At 31.1% G+C, this 17,133-nt stretch carries 18 protein-coding genes and 2 pseudogenes; 3 read left to right on the forward strand and 17 right to left on the reverse strand.

Annotated features, from left to right (window positions below; genetic code table 11):
* Positions 1-74 precede the first annotated feature (74 nt).
* The gene (locus ACKI3H_RS08790; RefSeq protein WP_407371896.1) at positions 75-596 is read left to right on the forward strand and encodes a YcxB family protein; all 522 of its coding nucleotides are present in this window, start codon (positions 75-77) and stop codon (positions 594-596) included.
* A gap of 179 nt (positions 597-775) precedes the next feature.
* Positions 776-1,222, forward strand: coding sequence for a GNAT family N-acetyltransferase (locus ACKI3H_RS08795; RefSeq protein WP_407371897.1), 447 nt, complete (start codon positions 776-778; stop codon positions 1,220-1,222).
* A 179-nt stretch (positions 1,223-1,401) separates the two neighbouring features.
* Here the strand turns inward: ACKI3H_RS08795 and ACKI3H_RS08800 are convergent, their stop codons facing one another.
* The 3 genes from ACKI3H_RS08800 to ACKI3H_RS08810 form a co-directional block, all read right to left on the reverse strand.
* Positions 1,402-1,590, reverse strand: coding sequence for a hypothetical protein (locus tag ACKI3H_RS08800; RefSeq protein ID WP_407371898.1), 189 nt, complete (start codon positions 1,588-1,590; stop codon positions 1,402-1,404).
* Positions 1,587-1,958, reverse strand: a complete 372-nt coding sequence (locus tag ACKI3H_RS08805) for a hypothetical protein (RefSeq protein WP_407371899.1) — start codon at positions 1,956-1,958, stop codon at positions 1,587-1,589. The genes ACKI3H_RS08800 and ACKI3H_RS08805 overlap by 4 nt, the downstream gene beginning before the upstream one ends.
* Positions 1,959-2,118: 160 nt before the next feature.
* On the reverse strand, positions 2,119-3,594 hold the full coding sequence (locus ACKI3H_RS08810) for a MutH/Sau3AI family endonuclease (protein WP_407371900.1): 1,476 nt from the start codon (positions 3,592-3,594) through the stop codon (positions 2,119-2,121).
* Positions 3,595-3,735: 141 nt separating this feature from the next.
* Here ACKI3H_RS08810 and dcm point away from each other — a divergent pair, with 141 nt between their 5' ends.
* The gene (gene dcm / locus ACKI3H_RS08815) at positions 3,736-5,031 is read left to right on the forward strand and encodes a DNA (cytosine-5-)-methyltransferase (protein WP_407371901.1); all 1,296 of its coding nucleotides are present in this window, start codon (positions 3,736-3,738) and stop codon (positions 5,029-5,031) included.
* An 813-nt stretch (positions 5,032-5,844) separates the two neighbouring features.
* Here dcm and ACKI3H_RS08820 read toward each other — a convergent pair.
* The 14 genes and pseudogenes from ACKI3H_RS08820 to truA all read right to left on the reverse strand — a co-directional run bounded on the left by ACKI3H_RS08820 (position 5,845) and on the right by truA (position 17,124).
* On the reverse strand, positions 5,845-6,888 hold the full coding sequence (locus ACKI3H_RS08820) for a DGQHR domain-containing protein (RefSeq protein ID WP_407371902.1): 1,044 nt from the start codon (positions 6,886-6,888) through the stop codon (positions 5,845-5,847).
* Entirely contained in the window at positions 6,885-7,472 is a 588-nt protein-coding gene (locus ACKI3H_RS08825; protein WP_407371903.1) for a hypothetical protein, read from the reverse strand. Before ACKI3H_RS08825 ends, ACKI3H_RS08820 begins: the two co-directional genes overlap by 4 nt.
* Positions 7,473-7,692: 220 nt before the next feature.
* Positions 7,693-8,001 (reverse strand): annotated as a pseudogene (gene rpsI / locus ACKI3H_RS08830) (30S ribosomal protein S9); the annotation flags it as partial.
* Positions 8,002-8,340: 339 nt separating this feature from the next.
* Positions 8,341-8,472, reverse strand: a complete 132-nt coding sequence (locus ACKI3H_RS08835) for a hypothetical protein (RefSeq protein WP_007722171.1) — start codon at positions 8,470-8,472, stop codon at positions 8,341-8,343.
* 518 nt (positions 8,473-8,990) lie between these two features.
* Positions 8,991-9,821 (reverse strand): annotated as a pseudogene (locus ACKI3H_RS08840) (SPFH domain-containing protein).
* Between the two features lie 372 nt (positions 9,822-10,193).
* Entirely contained in the window at positions 10,194-10,955 is a 762-nt protein-coding gene (locus ACKI3H_RS08845) for a hypothetical protein (protein WP_407371904.1), read from the reverse strand.
* Between the two features lie 408 nt (positions 10,956-11,363).
* Positions 11,364-12,212, reverse strand: a complete 849-nt coding sequence (locus tag ACKI3H_RS08850; protein ID WP_407371905.1) for a toll/interleukin-1 receptor domain-containing protein — start codon at positions 12,210-12,212, stop codon at positions 11,364-11,366.
* Between the two features lie 64 nt (positions 12,213-12,276).
* On the reverse strand, positions 12,277-13,434 hold the full coding sequence (locus tag ACKI3H_RS08855) for a hypothetical protein (protein ID WP_407371906.1): 1,158 nt from the start codon (positions 13,432-13,434) through the stop codon (positions 12,277-12,279).
* A gap of 162 nt (positions 13,435-13,596) precedes the next feature.
* Positions 13,597-14,166: an ImmA/IrrE family metallo-endopeptidase gene (locus ACKI3H_RS08860; protein WP_407371907.1), complete on the reverse strand. Its 570-nt coding sequence runs from the start codon at positions 14,164-14,166 to the stop codon at positions 13,597-13,599.
* Between the two features lies 1 nt (position 14,167).
* Positions 14,168-14,488: a helix-turn-helix domain-containing protein gene (locus ACKI3H_RS08865; protein ID WP_407371908.1), complete on the reverse strand. Its 321-nt coding sequence runs from the start codon at positions 14,486-14,488 to the stop codon at positions 14,168-14,170.
* A gap of 295 nt (positions 14,489-14,783) precedes the next feature.
* Entirely contained in the window at positions 14,784-15,176 is a 393-nt protein-coding gene (rpsI, locus tag ACKI3H_RS08870; RefSeq protein WP_013712003.1) for a 30S ribosomal protein S9, read from the reverse strand.
* Positions 15,177-15,189: 13 nt separating this feature from the next.
* Positions 15,190-15,636: a 50S ribosomal protein L13 gene (gene rplM / locus ACKI3H_RS08875; RefSeq protein ID WP_013712004.1), complete on the reverse strand. Its 447-nt coding sequence runs from the start codon at positions 15,634-15,636 to the stop codon at positions 15,190-15,192.
* A 173-nt stretch (positions 15,637-15,809) separates the two neighbouring features.
* Complete coding sequence (locus ACKI3H_RS08880; RefSeq protein ID WP_407371909.1) at positions 15,810-16,310, reverse strand: GNAT family N-acetyltransferase; 501 nt, start codon at positions 16,308-16,310, stop codon at positions 15,810-15,812.
* Positions 16,285-17,124, reverse strand: a complete 840-nt coding sequence (gene truA / locus ACKI3H_RS08885; RefSeq protein WP_407371910.1) for a tRNA pseudouridine(38-40) synthase TruA — start codon at positions 17,122-17,124, stop codon at positions 16,285-16,287. Before truA ends, ACKI3H_RS08880 begins: the two co-directional genes overlap by 26 nt.
* Between the last annotated feature and the right edge of the window lie 9 nt (positions 17,125-17,133).

The following is a 17,133-nucleotide window of genomic DNA, read 5'->3' on the forward strand; positions in this document are numbered from 1 at the left end:
GAAAAAAGCTTTGTATTAACAAGGTTCTAAATACAGAGGATACATTTTAATAAATATCCTTAGGAGGACAACAAATGGAAATTGAATTTGAGTTATTGGAAGAAGATTACATAAACTTTAACATTGATCATGCTAAAAAATCACCTTCTCTAAAAAGAAGTTTAATCGCCCAAAGACTAGTAGGACCTATAGTATTCTTAATAACTCCATTTATAGTTATAAGGTTTTCAGCAATATCTATAGGGTATTGGATGACTGTATTTAGTATTACTAGCTTAATTTGGCTTATTTTTTACCCAAGATACTTTGATTGGGAAATGAGAAGAAGAATAGTAAAGATGCTTCAAGAAGGAAATAATGAACATTTATTTAAAAAAAGAAAAATGGTAGTAACAGATAAGGGAATAACCGAAAGCAGCGCTACTGGTGAAACAAACACAAAATGGAATGAAGTAAATAAAGTAGACGAAACAAGTGAGTATGTATATATCTATAATTCCTCCATTTCAGCTTATATAATACCTAAAAGGATATTTAAAAATAAAAACACCTTAAAAATATTTCTTGAAGAACTATTAAAATATACTACTTTATAAAAAATAATCCTTTAAGTTTCTATCTTTTTCGACTAAAAATATGAGATAGGAATCCTTTTAAAATTAAGTCCTTCAATACATTATTGTATAGAACTTCATGTATTTAGCTAATTTTTTTATATTAGTCTTAAAAATATATAAATCAAGAAATAAAAGATCAAAAAAGGAGAAAAGAAACTGTGGAGTGGAAAATAAAAACATTTAACGAACTGAGTAACGACGAGTTGTATGAAATTATAAAACTTAGAAGTGAAGTGTTTGTAATAGAGCAACAGTGTATTTATGAAGAATATGATGGCAAAGACAAAAAAGCCTATCATTTATTTGGGGAAAAAGATGGAGAAATTCTTGCATATTTACGGATACTCGAGAAGGGTGTTTCATTTAATGAGATATCTATAGGAAGAGTATTAGTTACTAAAAAATATCGTAGCAAAGGCCTTGCAAAAGACATGATGTCACGTGCAATAGAATTTATTGAGGACAATTTAAATGAAAAAGTAATAAGAATATCTGCACAGGAGTATTTGCTAAAATTTTATTTGAGTTTAGGGTTTGTGAAGGTTTCTCAGGTGTATTTGGAAGATGGTATTCCACATATGGAAATGTTATACAATAAGCTTTAGAAAATATGAAAAGTCAAAAAGATCCTATTCAACTAGTTATTGACTATCTATTGAATCATTACTTGCAATGTAAATAACAGCCATAGACTTTGATTTTTGACTATATAAAAGGCCCCTATAAAGTAGTTTTTTATTAAGAGTCTACTTTATAGAGGGCATTTTTAGTTTTTATATTGTTGTTATTTAGGTGTATCAGATATCTTTTCTGACATTACTAATTTCACTATTTTATTAACCATCTCTTGTATGAATTTTTTTACTCTGTTGCTAAACTCTTCACTGGACAGATAATTAACTATTTGTGTTGTAATCATCAGTATAATTGCTTTGCCAGTTTTAACTACTAATTCTGAAACTACCTTTTTCATTTTTTAGTCTCCCTTTTCAACTCTTTCAGAATTTTTTTCAGGAATTTACTTCTTGTAGTTTTTTCTAAAAAGTCATAAGCTGAATAGGTCAGTTCTTTTTCGGAAATATTTTCATTAAGTTCTACTTCAGATTTTAACGAATAATACAAAGCTGTAGGTTTTAAATCGATGCCGTTATTGAATTCTGATAATTTATTGCTAACTTCGTTTTCAATTTGGAACTCTAAATCATCAGATATAGTTTCAATAGGTAAAGATTTTCGATAACTTGAGATTTCATTATTGATGTTCTTTCTAAGAATCTGTGTGTTTTCTTTCTTAAATAGTTCCATATTAGCAACAACATTAGATAACTCTTTATTTTCCATTCAACATTCCCCTGTCTCTTTTTACTAGGCTAACTTTACTAAACATTTTGTGTATTAGAATTTCATTTTCATAAACTGTCTCAAACCCTACTACATCTAAATCAACTACAGTAATAAAGAAATTAAATTCCTAGTGAGGTAACCCATTTGTTAGGCTTCGCTAAATGAAATCAACTGAATTGAGCATATGGTTTATTACGCTCCCTTTTATCCAAACATTCTGTCTGTACATGTCGATTCCATTTATCGTTATAGTTTTATCACTGGAATCTCTTCCAGTGCCTCGGAAAAAAACATCATAGTCTTTAGATTTTGGAAAATTGACAGACGTTTTTATTGTTCCATTCTTATTTATAACAGGTTCCCCGTTTTTATTAAGCATAACTTCCTCACGAAGATTATTATTAAAGACTTTATTTCTAACGTCATCCCAAATAAACTTTACTTGTTTCTCTATGAAATCTTCACTAAAGATTACACGTTTAAAGCCTAACAACTTATTTGTTAAGAGCTTTTCTGACTTATCTTGTTCTTCAAAAATAATGAATAGAAATTGTCTTTCACTAAAATCGCTATAAAGTGATGAATCTTCAAAATTTATCTTCTCATCCAACCATTCATCAAAATCAACTTTAAATAATTTAGTGTCTTCAGTACGCGTTCCTTGCTTAGTTTGAGTAATCGTTTTTGCAATCAAACCAATCTCACTGAATAACTCTATTTTACCGATTTTTTTCGATTTTGCTCCAAACATTCGAGTAACGATTTGTTCAGTCACTGATTTTGATACATCACCAGTTTGATTTAATTTTATAGGAATATTTAGAATCTGAAGAAGTTCTTGAATAGTCTTATTTTTGTATTGTTTAGTGAAACGGTTCAACTGTTCATCTAGTTCTTCATATGTATTATATTCTTGTTCTAACTGTTCGAATTTTTTCCCAAAGTACTTTTGGACCATCGTTGTTACAGTAGATCTTTTTAACCTAAATCTAGGAGGATTGGGCCATTTAGGTGCTGTGTCAATCAGCATCAGCTGTGGGCGTAATTCAGATGATATTCTTGGGTAATGTTCTGTCGGGTCTTGGTGAACAAGTTGTAAGTTATGTATGAAACTTCTGACTATCTCCCAGTCATTCTTTAATTTTTCTCTATCTAAAGAATCAAATTCAAAGAAATCATAACCAACAATGGGAAATTTTGCGTATTCTGATGCGGGAACAGTAACTTCCGAATCATAAAGATAATAAACTAAAAGTAGTCTTTCAAGTTTATGCCAAAAACTTGAATTCTCAAAACTTTCATACACTATCTTTTTTGGAGAAACAGCTGTTACAGACATTGGTTCTTTAGCTTCAAGTTCTCCACTTAAAGATTTCTTTACTTTTCTTAAACCTGTTGTTTTTACTTCCACATCTTTCCCATCGACATACAAATCTGGTTTTTGATAAGAATCAGCTGGATACCCCAATATAGACTCCTCTACAACACTTCCTGCTATACCAGTGATTTTAGGATGTTTAACTGTTTTATAAAAAACATTATTCCGATCAACATCACCTAAGGTTTTACCAATAGTACTATCTAGAATATCTTCTAGTTCATCTTTAGCAAAAACGTGTCCATGTTCCCTCATACTTTACCCTCCAAAAAATTTATACAAATATACAATAATTATTTTATGGTTTAATAGTACCATTTTTTTGTACAAAACACTGGATCTTTTCCGTGAATTGTTGTATAATAAATCTTAGCTTACCGAAAGGGTGTTCGTATAATGAGTAAACAGTTTAATATTTTAGAACTATTTGCTGGAGTTGGTGGATTTCGCGTTGGTTTTGAAAATTCCAATGAAAGCATGTTTAAAACAAAATGGGCAAATCAATGGGAGCCCGCTAAAAAGAGTCAAGACGCCTTCGAAGTATATGATTACCATTATCCTGAGAGTATGAATATAAACGAAAATATAGAAGAAATTTCAGACGAAGCTTTTCAAAGTATGGATGCTGATATAATAGTTGGAGGTTTCCCTTGCCAAGATTACTCCGTTGCTAGAAGTAAAAAGAACGAACTTGGTATCCAAGGAAAAAAAGGCGTATTGTTCTGGGAAATCATTCGAGCAGTTACTCAAATAAAACCAAAATATCTTGTATTAGAAAATGTAGATCGTCTGTTAAAAGCTCCTTCTAAACAACGAGGTAGAGATTTTGCTATCATGTTAGCTGCATTTAATGATTTGAATTATTCTGTAGAATGGCGGGTAATTAATGCAGCAAATTATGGAGGAAGTCAACGTCGTCGTCGAGTTTTCTTTTTTGTATATCGAAATGATACAGACTTTGCTAAGAAAATAGATAAAGAATTTGAAAACGAGGAACTAGATTTAACTTTTGACAGTCAATTATATGACGATTATATTTTTAATAAAGGGTTATTTGCACGTCAATTTCCAATTGTACCCTTAACTGTTAAAAATCGCCATGCGACGTATACGTTATCAAATGATATTGTAGATATCTCGGATAACTTCATAGGTACTGTTTGGAATACTGGAATTATGAGACATGGTCGTTACTTTACAATTGATACAGTGCCAACTATGAAAGAGGATCCAGTGGCTTTGGGAGAAATATTAGTTTCTGAAGAAGAAGTTCCAGAAAAATATTTCATTACTGATCAAATGAAGCTAGAGAAGTTTAAATATTTAAGAGGTTCTAAAAAAATTGAACGTACTTCTGTTGAAGGGCATACTTACATTTATTCAGAGGGTAGTATGGCACCTACGGATGACTTATCCCTACCAGGAAGAACTATGTTGACTTCTGAAGGAACCGTTAACCGCTCAACTCATTTTTTAAATGTAAATGGTAAATATAGATTAATAACACCTATTGAAGCAGAAAGACTACAAGAATTCCCTGATGATTGGACAAAATATAAAAAAACTTCTACTGATGAAATAGTAGAAGTACCTGATCGTATGCGTATGTTCTTTATGGGAAATGCTTTAGTAACAGGTGTCGTAAAAAGAATCGCTGATGAATTACAAAATATTATAAATGATGAAGATTAACTAACGTAATAAAACCATCAAAAACCACCTACTATTGTCCTTATTTAAGCGACATTATTAGATGGTTTTTATTTTGAGACGCCCTTCTGTTATATACGTATTAAAAATTGTTTTCTTAAATAATTACTAACTATATACCTTAATGATTCATACTTTTTCAAAAAATAATAAATGGTGTATTTTACTTCGTCCACATCATTATTTTGTTAGTTTCGCATATTTTACTTCAAATTACAATCCACTAATTTTTTTGGCGAAAAACCAAGAATTTTAAGCACACTAAGCCTTTGAAATTAGTCTATTTTAAAATATTTAAAAAAGTTTGTGCTACTGCCATTTAACATGCTGAATATTCCACAATTTTTATAAAAGAGTTCCTTGTAAACATGATAGGAACTGAGTTTCAAAATTTCAGAGAAAGTGATTTTGTGCATGAACTCTTTAATCATAGCAGATTAGGGTTCTTTTGCACACTCAAACGGTACTGAGAAAATAAAAATAGCGTTAGAACAGTTTTCTAGAGTCTTTCAAAAAAACTATGAATTATTCAGATAATACTTAATTTATTAAGATTATTATGTAGAAGTAAATATTTAATATTCAACTAAAGAAGGGCCAGGCATAAATTTTCCTTACAAAACTATTATGGCACAATAATATAAGATATCGGAAAAAATGGAGAAAAAGAAATAACTCTTTACTTAATGCTATTTCCAACCCCTGTCATCTATATTAAAACAACTTAGATTTATTTAAAGTTAACTTTTGCATGGTGTGAATTTCTTCATTACTCAATATCAATGCTATTCAATTCTATTCTTTCTCAAGGTACATAACGAAGTCTTTATATAGGTTTCCAGCCCCACCATAACTAGATCCATATTTTTTACTAGTTATTTTAGAATCAAATCCTGCAGCTATTTTTATCATTTTTTTGTCAAAGAAATTTTTGTCCAAAGTCCCTTCACGTCTACCAATTTCAAACAAATTATTCTGTAATAGTTCAACTAAAGCTTTATGTCCTATTGCTTTTGGAAGTAAAGAATCATTACTATTCCAGTCTTCATGGAAAGCATCGGCTACACTACTAAAATAATTTAACAAAATTTTATAAATAACTGGGTCTTTCTCTTGTTGGTAATATTCATAAAAAATTCCATTTTTTTTGAAGCAAGATAATAATGGCGTTATGAATGAGCTCTGCGTAAGTGGGGCAAAGTCTTGAGATTTTGCCTTTGTTCCTAACATCTTTATTCTGTTATAGAAAGGCGAAGCTTCATCTGCATTTAAGGTTTTAACAATTGTATGACTTGTTTTCTCTACACTTCTACCAGGCATTATTTCAAATAATTGATAAATTATTGACATTGGCACTTTTACTTGATTACCATTTATGGTTATAAATATCATTGCATCCTGGTATGGCTCTGTATCTAAACAAATTACAATAGGTAAATTTAGATTCTCAAATATTTTTGATTCTTTAATCCCTGAAAGTCTGTGCTGTCCATCAATGATTGAAAAATTCTTACTTGCACTTTCCTTAAAATTTATAATTTTTTTCTCAAAATCAATAGATATGGTATCGCTACTTCCTGATAAAATAATAGGTGTAGGGAAAATCGCGTCTGGTGTTTCTGCATATTTTGAAATCGCTTTAACTCTTCTGATGTTTTCATCTCTTTGTACATTTTTTTCATGATGAATCCCTTCTTCTTGAAATTCATCTGATAGTCTGTTTACTTTTGATATAGCCTCAATTTCAAAGGCTTTTAAAATTCCCATATACATTGTGCCTGAAGGCTGTTGCAACTCTAAAAAATTAAAATTAATTTCTGAAACTTCAATGGATTTCATAATTGTACACCCTCATCTTCATCTAAATTTTTTCCTGATAAAACATTATCTCTAGCGTTATTTATTTCATTCACAAAGTCATTATACTTTTCAGGCGAAATTTTTTCTTTAAATAAATTAAAGTTATAAATTAAAATTATGTTGGCAGCATACAGAATACAGTGTACTATGAGTATTATTTTATTCATCCCACTAATTACTAGAGCGGAATACATCAGCCCTAAAGTTAACAGCAAAATTATAAAACCTATTAAAAATTGGAATTCTTTGAATTCTAAATTTGAGTATAGTTTTTCATTTTCTGTTTTATGTATCTTTTTAGAAGGTATCCGTTTTTCAAAAAATAAATTTGAAATTATACCAGCTATATTGGAAATAGCAACTGTTATCAAACTACCTTTTATGAAAAAGCCTAAAATATTATCCATTACACCTTTAACATCACCCATAAAGAGCTGAATTACCAATAATATTAGCAAACTACTAAAAGATAAGAATAATGTTGAAGTAGTCTTATATAGTGCTTGCCTTTTCATTTCGTTATTTATTTTTTCATCAACTTGTTCTGCTGCATTTAATTTCATTGCAATCCTCACTTTCATTTATAAAATACCATACGTTATTATTCTGGTATAATTATTACATAAATAGTATTAAAAACCTATACAATATTAAATAGCTATGAAATTACAATCCTATTGGTTTCTCACTAAAATAGTTTATGCGTGATAATTATAATCTCTTAATTTTTTTTAAATTGACAATATATTTAGTAATCGCGGATTGTAAAATTAAGCTAGTCAATTAAAAACCACTCGTGGTACACTTAAAATGTGTTTTTATACCTAACTTCTTACGTTCAAACATACGTGGGTTACGCGTTAATAGACCTGCAGCTTTTAATAACGCACAAGAGATTTCATGAGGGCATGTTCTAGTTTGTCAAGTGAATCCATCACCATTTACGTCGTAGCTACCCAAAGATTCTGTAAGAGCTAAAGGTTGCTTAATAACTTCGTGTAAATATGGAAATGAGATATATTCAGGTATATCTTTTTTGTTTATGATGATTTTTCCAGTACCTGGTACTAATCGTACGCGGGCAGTTGGATTTTATGTCTACCTATTGCGACATATTATGCTTGTGTAATAAACATTCCCTTAAATTGAGTTTGTGCTGATTTGTACCTCAGGTTGTTTCATTTAGTTCTTCTGCTATCTTAATTATTTTAATCATACGGATTCTACATCTACTTATTAGCTCATACGAGCAAAACCTATTTTTCCATACAAATCAAGGACTAGAACGTTATACGGGATAGCAGATATTCGAAATTCATCAGTCATCATTTTCTCTTCAAAACAATTAATAGCTTTTTGCAATACTTTTTCATATTCATCATTTAAGAATATATCTTGTATAAAATTACCGACCGAGTACTGTAAATCATCTTATTTATTAAAAATCTTTGGACCTTTTCGCATGTTTTTAAGATCATTTTTTGGCGTGTTGGTTTGTTTAGATCTCCCGCCACCTGCTTGTTTCTTTTTAATTATCTCTAACATTTTCTCTTTTGAATTCACTTATCACACCACCTTGTTAGTGTAACACTAAATACTTTCAGTGAGATAAGAGGAATAATGACTACATTAATGGGATGATTCTTTCTCCATACTAGTGAGTTCTTAGAAATGATTGATACGTTCTCAAGACAACACTATTTTCTAAATCCATTATTTTCCCTGTATCCTTTACCCACCATAACAATATCTGGTTTTACATTCTTCATTAAATAATACAGGATAAACCGCGAAGTAACAAACAAATTTTTGTTTATTGAGCAGATAATTTGTCCAATAAATGTCAGTAATTTATATTAGAATGGAATTTAAGATAAGCAACAGAAAAGAGACTCTTGTAACCACAAGAATCTCTTTCTTAAAATTTTCAATAATATAGTTTAAAGAAGATGCTTAAAAATTGAAATCATCATCTTCATTTTTATTCTCTGCTTTAAACAGCCAACGTGCTAAACAAACTACTAAAGTTACTAATATCGTTATAAAAATAAGTTTACCTAAGAAGAAAATCATTTTATCACCTACTTATTAGTATCAACAATTGCTTCACCTGTTTGTACTTCAACCCAACCATGTTCTAAACGTGCTTCTACTTCTTTTAACTTGATCAATTCTTCTGAAATAGATTCTGATAATTTTTTATTTGCTTCAGCCTCTGCTTCTGCTGCTTTTACTTTTTGATAGGCTAAGCTATCCGCTTTTGTTTTTGCTGTATCAGCTTCTAAGAGAGCTTTTTCTTTTTCTTGACCAGCTTTGATGATCTCATCAATTGATTTTTGTGTTTCAGCATCTACATCTGGTACCCCAAAAGCAACATCTTCTACCAGAAATCCTTTTGGTTCAACTGCTTTAGTGAAATCTTCTAAAATGGATTGCTGAACTTCTGTTGATTTCGATCCCGTTACATCCAATAAACTATATCTGGCTACTACAGCACGAGAGGATTTAAGCAATTGTGCTTTTAACCAATTGGCTTCAATGTCTTATACATTAATACTACCAAATTCTTTAAATACATCAGAAACTTTTTTTGAATCTACTTTATAGGCATATGTAATAGATACATGTGTAGCTTTTCCATCTTCTGTTGCTAAATTTAATTTTTCTGCTTTAACCGTTTGTAATCGAATAGGATACTGGGTTACTTTATCCAGACCTACAAATTTAACCCCTTGACTTAAAGTTTGATCTTTAACTCCGCCATTCATTGAATAACGAACACCTACATAACCATTTTCTATTTTTTCAAAAAACACTAAAAATCCGCCTACCAATAAGATAATTACTAGAATACCAATGATTAATCCTTTGATTTTTTTGATACTGTTCTTATCGTATTCTTTTTCGTTCAATTCTATGTCCTCTTTTCTTTTTTTAAATAAACCACTACCTAATAACTACTACATTTTTTTCTTTATTCTTTACAAAATACCCCCTGTGTAACTGTTTACTGCAATGTACAAAGAGAAATATACAGGCTTTTCACTTTAAGCCTGTGTATTCTTTTCTACATTCTTTTTCTTTTATGAGTTGATTCTATTTTCCCATCTCTTCCCATAAAAAATCATCTTAATCATTATACCAAATGAGTAATCTAAAACGTTGTATCCTTTAAATATCTAAGCTTAATTGCGTATTTAGTACACTTCTATGATAAGAATATAGAACATTTAAAATACAATCTATTTATATATCTAAAAAGTTGTAATTAAATTATTCTAAAGCTATTTTAAAATTTTCACACGTGATGGAAGTGTATCGTGAATAACAGTTTTTTCATAGCATAGGGTACCTAGATACCTTTTCATAACAACCGCTACTTGTCTTTCATAAAAGATAAAATTCATAAACGCATCACTATAAATAATTGTACCAAGCATGATTAAACTAAGGATAATTACACATCCAAATACTATAGTTAAAGGAATTAGACTTGAAATATTGTTTATATATTTGTCTAAATCTGAAGTAATAGCATTTCCTTCCAAAGTAATGCCAAATGACAACAAAAATCCTATTGGTGCAATTAACAAAAGAGTGCTCAATTTATAAAGATGGGATAAACTCTTATTATACTTTTCAGAACTTTTATATATTTCTTTTTCACTTTCTAAAAGCAATCGCTCATAATCATTTACAGTAATATTATATTTTTTTAATATACTCTCCATCTTCACAAAAAGCTTGGAATCATCTACATCATGAAGATTTTTAGATTTTTCCCTAGAAATACTAACAAGAAGAGTGCTGTAATATATAAAAAGAAATATTACAGCACTAGCTACTTGAACAAAGTCAAAACTATAAATAGTTTGTAAAATACCACAGGTAATTATTAAAATAATCCATACTAAAAAAAGAATGAAATTCAGTTTATTTTGATTCCAATAAAATTTTAAACTTTTCATAAAAGAGTGGTGTTTCCTATGCTCTTTATAAAATTCATTTGAAATTTTCGAATATATCCATGTATTTTCACTATTCATTATTTCTTCTCCTTATTTTTTTACAATTTTATTACATATAAGTAAATGAACTGCTTAAAAAAATGAATAATTATTAGAACGTTCCCTTGGTATCCATCTTTGATACATACAATCAAAAATTTCTAACAGAAGCCTTATAGACTTCTAACAAGTGACAGATATTAACTACAATATTTGCCGAGTAACCTCTTATTTTACAGAAGAACGATTTATTTACTAATAATTATAGTATTAAGTTCAAGTTTAGTTAAAATCAAAAAGGAAAGAAACGAAGCAAGTTTAAACGAATATGAGGTAGATAATTCATGAATCTACCTCATATTATCTTACAGACATAAATAAACAGCAATTTTACACAAATTTCTAACACAGCTAATTTTTTTCTATCAAATAATTTTTGTCCTTAAATCAAATTTTTTCTTCGTGGGGCTGCACAAGCTCTAAGACTTTTTTTACAATGTCTTGTTGAGTAAAAATCGATGTTGGTAATGCACTAAAGTCTGTTAATGCTAGACTATGGCTTGCTATTTCATCGGCTGTTATATTATGCCAAATTGGTAAAATTATATTATTTCCTTTCGAGCGTGAATGTCGTTGTAATAAAGACTTCAACTCGTAATTAGCCCAATATTTGTTTAAATACGTAGGTGTCAAAAGAATTATTCCATATTTAACTGACCGTAGATGGTTATCAATAAAATCAATAATGCTCTGACCCCAAGCTAAATCATTCTTGTCAAAAACAACATCGATCCCATTATCTTTCATAAGTTCTACAAGAGGATCAGCATAATCACTATCCTCATGAACATAAGAAAAGAAAATATCGTGCTCAAAATTTTGATTAGTAACAGTATTTCTATCTAAGTCTGACTCATTAAGGTTACTAACAATTTCATTAATGTGATTTTTATTTTCAAATTGAATACGATTTAATACTTTTTGACTTTCTTTGTTTCTATCTTTGCCTAAATCAGTTCGTGTTTTATTTAATTTTGATGTTATATCAGAGATTTTTTTCTGAATATCAGACTGTTTTTTCTTTGAGTCAAATATTTTTTTATTCTCCGTTTGTATTTGAGAACTATACGAGGATATTTGTGATGTTGATTTAGCTTTCAATAGTTTCGGATTTAACTGGCTAAGTTTTTTTAACGCATTACTTTCTTTCTTTGCTGCTGCAACTAAGTCTCTATTTAACCTTTCTATATCTCGTGTGTATTGTCTCTCTCTTGATTCAAGAGATGATACGCTCATGATCTCACCTTCTCATATTTAATAATTCAAATTATTGATACATCGATAATCAAATAAAATTACACTACAAAATATCTTTGATCAGCTCATTAAAAACGATTTGGATAAACGTTTTTTCATCAATACTAGTACTAAGTGCATCTATTTTTCCAAACAATTCTACTAATGAAAATGTATTATTGACAACCTCTTCTTTATATAGCGCCTCTATTCGTTCGCTTGAATTTTTACTTATTTCATTTTTCTTAGCTCGTGACAATCTACTGAATATCAGAGACAACTGGTCTCTATCCAATTTAGACCTATTTTTAATGTTCTGAATATGTTCAATAATCTCTCTAGCATATATTGATAGTCTACCGAGATTATCCAATTTCCCTTGAATAGTAGGTACTTGATAGGTATGAACAATTCCAACTACGGTATCTCCGATCGCTTTAAAACTATTTCTATTTTTATCAAAGACTTTATAAACAAATTCCATAGAAAGTTTGCCTTCCGTGATTTCGTTGTTTGTCAGTCTAACACCAATTTCTACAAAAGTACTGCTATCTAACTTAATTGTCTCCTCTTGAACAAACACAATATCAAGATTGGAATCTGCTATATAACCACTTTCAACAAAAATATGAACATTGTTCTCTTTCGAATATTTGTGAAGAGAATGTAATGCTAGATAGATTGCTATATTATTGTCATAATTTTTATAGGATGTAGTAGTCAATCCTCTTAACAAAAGATTATCACCATCCATTATAAAACGATATTGTCGCTTTTGATTCTTCTGAGAAACCATAAGTTTTTGAATGTTTTCATTAAGCAAATCTTTTTCTCCATGATTAAAACAAAAGGCTCCAAATTTTTTTAGACTAAATAAAGAATCTAAAAAAGCAGGAGTAAAAGAATATACTCCACGTGCTTGATAACCGTCTAAGTTAAGAATTACTTCGTTATCATGATAAAAACCAATATATTCAATTTCTGACAAAGGTAAAACTAAATCCATCTTTTCATTGTCTATGCTGTTATATAGGTCTACGAGCTCTTTAGACCCCTTTATATTGCATACGTCTTTCTCATTAATCCAATTTACCGTTTCCTCAATTGCTTGCCCAAAGTCCTCTTTATCTGCTTCTAACCGCAATAACTTTTGAATAGATTTATAATCAGCATAACCACCATTTTTATTAGGGACAAAATTTTTCATCATCAACTGACTCATTTACATACACTCCTTATAAAATATTTAAATTAGACACAAAATCTTTATTCATAGAAAACAGAATTTGTATCTATGAATGAGCTTTTTACAAAATCAACTTTTTGTCCCAAGTATGGTATAATATGCTTGTCTAGGGCTTGAGTAACCATACTCGGGCTTTTTTTATGCACTTGCACTGCGTTCCTTTTGATATAGATTCAAAATGCGCAGTTCATATTCTGTATAGTATTTCCCACCATATTGCACCCAATTATCATAGTATTCGATTTGATATGTAGCCATCTCTTGACTGACATCAAATTCATTTACTACATCTACGTAATCTTCTACACCCACTTCATGCATAATGCATGGTGGCGCTAGTATATGCTTTGAAAAAAAGTTTGCTTCAGACTCTTCAACTTCATTACCATCTTCATGATCAAGCATAATATGTCCTATTTCATGCATTATTGTAAACCTAACGCGACAATGACCTATATCCTCATTGTAATAAATATGCCATTCAGCATGATTTCTAAAATCTATAAGTATTGAAAAAGCATCTTCACTTTCAGAGAAACAAGCTTCTCTTTTTTTCTGAGATAACGACTGATAGGAAATCAACTTAATTTCTAAACTTCTCGCAACTTCAAATACATCATAAGGATAAATTCTAATATCAGCATCTTCGATAGTATCCGCAACAACTTTTTTTATTTCTTCATAGCGACTACGTTTTAATCTAACCAAATTACTCCTCCTCTGAAAGCAACACATCAATTAATTCACGCTTCTCTGCCATCGTGAGATTTTTTGAATTGCGAGCTATAAGTTTTTTTATCTGTGGATATTCTTCTTGATTTTTATTGCTTGTATCATCTCCAATCAAATCATCAATCGTGGTGTCTAGTAATGTTGCCAAATTAGAAAGAATTTCAATCTTTGGCTCTCGAGTTCCTTTAATATATCTTGAGACAGTAGTTTCTGTTACCCCAATCATCGTTGCCAATTTTCTTTGTGATATTCCTTGCTCCATTGACAATTCTAATATTCTCTTTCCTAAGTTATTCACCATGATAGCCTCCAATATTTTTCTTGCTATTTTCATGTTATCACAAACTTACCATTTAGACAAGTTGCATACCAATGTGGTTTGTTTTTATGCTTAGATACCTGTCTAATTTGTTTTGTTACAACCTTTCAACTAAATATTTTTTATTTAGTTCTTTTTTAAAATTTTCTAGTTTTGCTCTCTCTGTGTATCACTGCATTCTTACGGCTGCAGCAAACTAAGATTACCAATTTTAGCGCAAAAAAAAAGGAACTGCCATATAAGCAGTTCCTTTTTTATATATATATAAAGTAAATTAACGTTTTGAGAATTGTGAAGCTTTACGCGCTTTTTTCAAACCTGGTTTCTTACGTTCAACCATACGTGGGTCACGAGTTAATAGACCTGCAGCTTTTAATGGGCCACGGAAGTCTGGATCAACTTGTAATAACGCACGAGAGATCCCATGACGGGCTGCTCCTGATTGTCCAGTAAATCCACCACCATTTACGTTTACATGTACGTCGTAGCTACCTAAAGTTTCTGTAAGAGCTAAAGGTTGTTTAACAACTTCGTGTAAATATGGGAATGGGATGTATTCAGTGATATCTTTTTTGTTCATGATGATTTTTCCAGTACCTGGTACTAAACGTACGCGGGCAGTTGAATTTTTACGTCTACCTGTTGCGATATATTGTGCTTGTGCCATAGATATTCCCTCCTTAAATTAAGTTTGTGATGTCTAATACTTCAGGTTGTTGCGCTTGGTGATTGTGTTCTGCTCCACCGTAAACATGTAATTTCATGCCTTGAGCGCGACCTAAAGTGTTTTTAGGAAGCATACCTTTGACAGATAATTCGATTAATTTACGAGAATCTTTAGCACGTAAGTCACCAGCAGAGATTTGTTTCAATCCACCTGGGTTACCGTCGATGTTACGAGAATAGATTTTGTCAGTTGCTTTTTTACCAGTTAATTTTGTTTTGTCAGCGTTGATTACAATTACAAAATCACCTGTATCAACATTTGGTGTGTAAGTTGGTTTATTTTTACCACGTAAAATAGCTGCGACTACACTTGACATACGTCCCATAGGGATATCAGTTGCGTCTACCACATACCATTTACGTTCTACTTCATTTGGTTTTGCCATATAAGTTGTACGCACGTTTTATTCCTCCATATTCTTATCTGTTTGTTTGAATGCACAATAAGTTTCCGGGGCTCATCGTGGTGGCAAACAATACCATTTAATATTTTAACCTTAATATTGGTTTTTGTCAATTATTTTAATAGAAATAATTTATTTTTTCATCAATTCTATTTTACATTCTAGTTACTCTAAACTTTAGGGACTGGAATAAAGTATGCCATAAATAAATCATCAATATACTGTCCTTCAATCAAGAATTCATCTCTTAAACGACCTTCTATTTCAAAACCGTTTTTTTGATACAAGTGAATTGCAGCAGGGTTCGTAGACAATACTCGTAAACTTAATTTATGGATCCCATGTTCAGCCGCTAAGGCCTTGATAGCCGTTAGTAAAGCCGATCCTACCCCTTTACCTGCTGCATCCGGATGAACGCCTACATCAATGCTCCACGTCTTCTGGTGAGGAGCTAATCGGCTAGGAGTATGAAACCCTAAGAAACCTACAATTTGCTGATTCTCTTCAGCTATGGCTACCAATTGCGAGCCCTCTGTATAATGCTTCTCGTAATCCTCTACTGTTTCATAAGTCGTGACATGAGGCGTATTGCCTAAATGCCAAATTTGATTTTCAATAGCCATCAATTGGGGATAATCACTTCGTTTACTTGACCGTATGATCCAGTTCATGCTGCACCTGCTCTCCTACTTCACTGATTTCTTGATAATCTGTACCTTTTTTAGCGGTTGACGATTCATAATAGACTTCCATCAAATACAATCCTTGAGGTTTAGCCGTTGGACCAGCTTCGTTGCGGTCTTTAACTTCTAACAGGCGTTGAATCTCATCTGCTGGGCGCAATCCATTTGCGATTTGCAATAATGTACCCACAAAAATACGGACCATATTGTATAAAAAGCCGTTTCCTCTGAAGGTAAAAAGCAATTCATTGTTGAAATCGTCTTTCACTACACTGGCTTCATATACGGTGCGCACTTTATCTTCTCTACCACTGTTGCTGGCACAAAAACTAGCAAAATCGTGTTCGCCTTCAAGGGCTTTCAGTGCATTTCTCAACTTGTCCATATCAAGTGGATACGGATGATGTAACGTATATAACCGTTTAAACGGATCCGGTATCGCATTGAGATCAACACGGTACTGGTATTTTTTTCCAGAAGTGTTGTACCGTGCATGAAAATCATCTTCAACAATTGAGACCTCTTTTACAAAAATCTCATCCGTCGTTAAACTGTTCAATGCGCGCTTCATATTTTTAGCTGGGATCATGAATGGGTAATCAAAATGAATGACTTGCCCTTTAGCATGTACCCCAGAATCGGTTCTTCCAGATCCATGAATAATCACTTCTATTCCCTTGGTCATGATTTTTAACGCTTTTTGAATCTCGCCTTGCACTGTCCGATCATGCGGTTGGATCTGGAACCCAGCAAAGTGTGTCCCATCGTATTGCACGATCATTTTATAACGTATCCATTTCATTTGTTTGAC

This window comes from Carnobacterium sp., assembly GCF_045617425.1.
GTDB lineage: Bacteria > Bacillota > Bacilli > Lactobacillales > Carnobacteriaceae > Carnobacterium_B.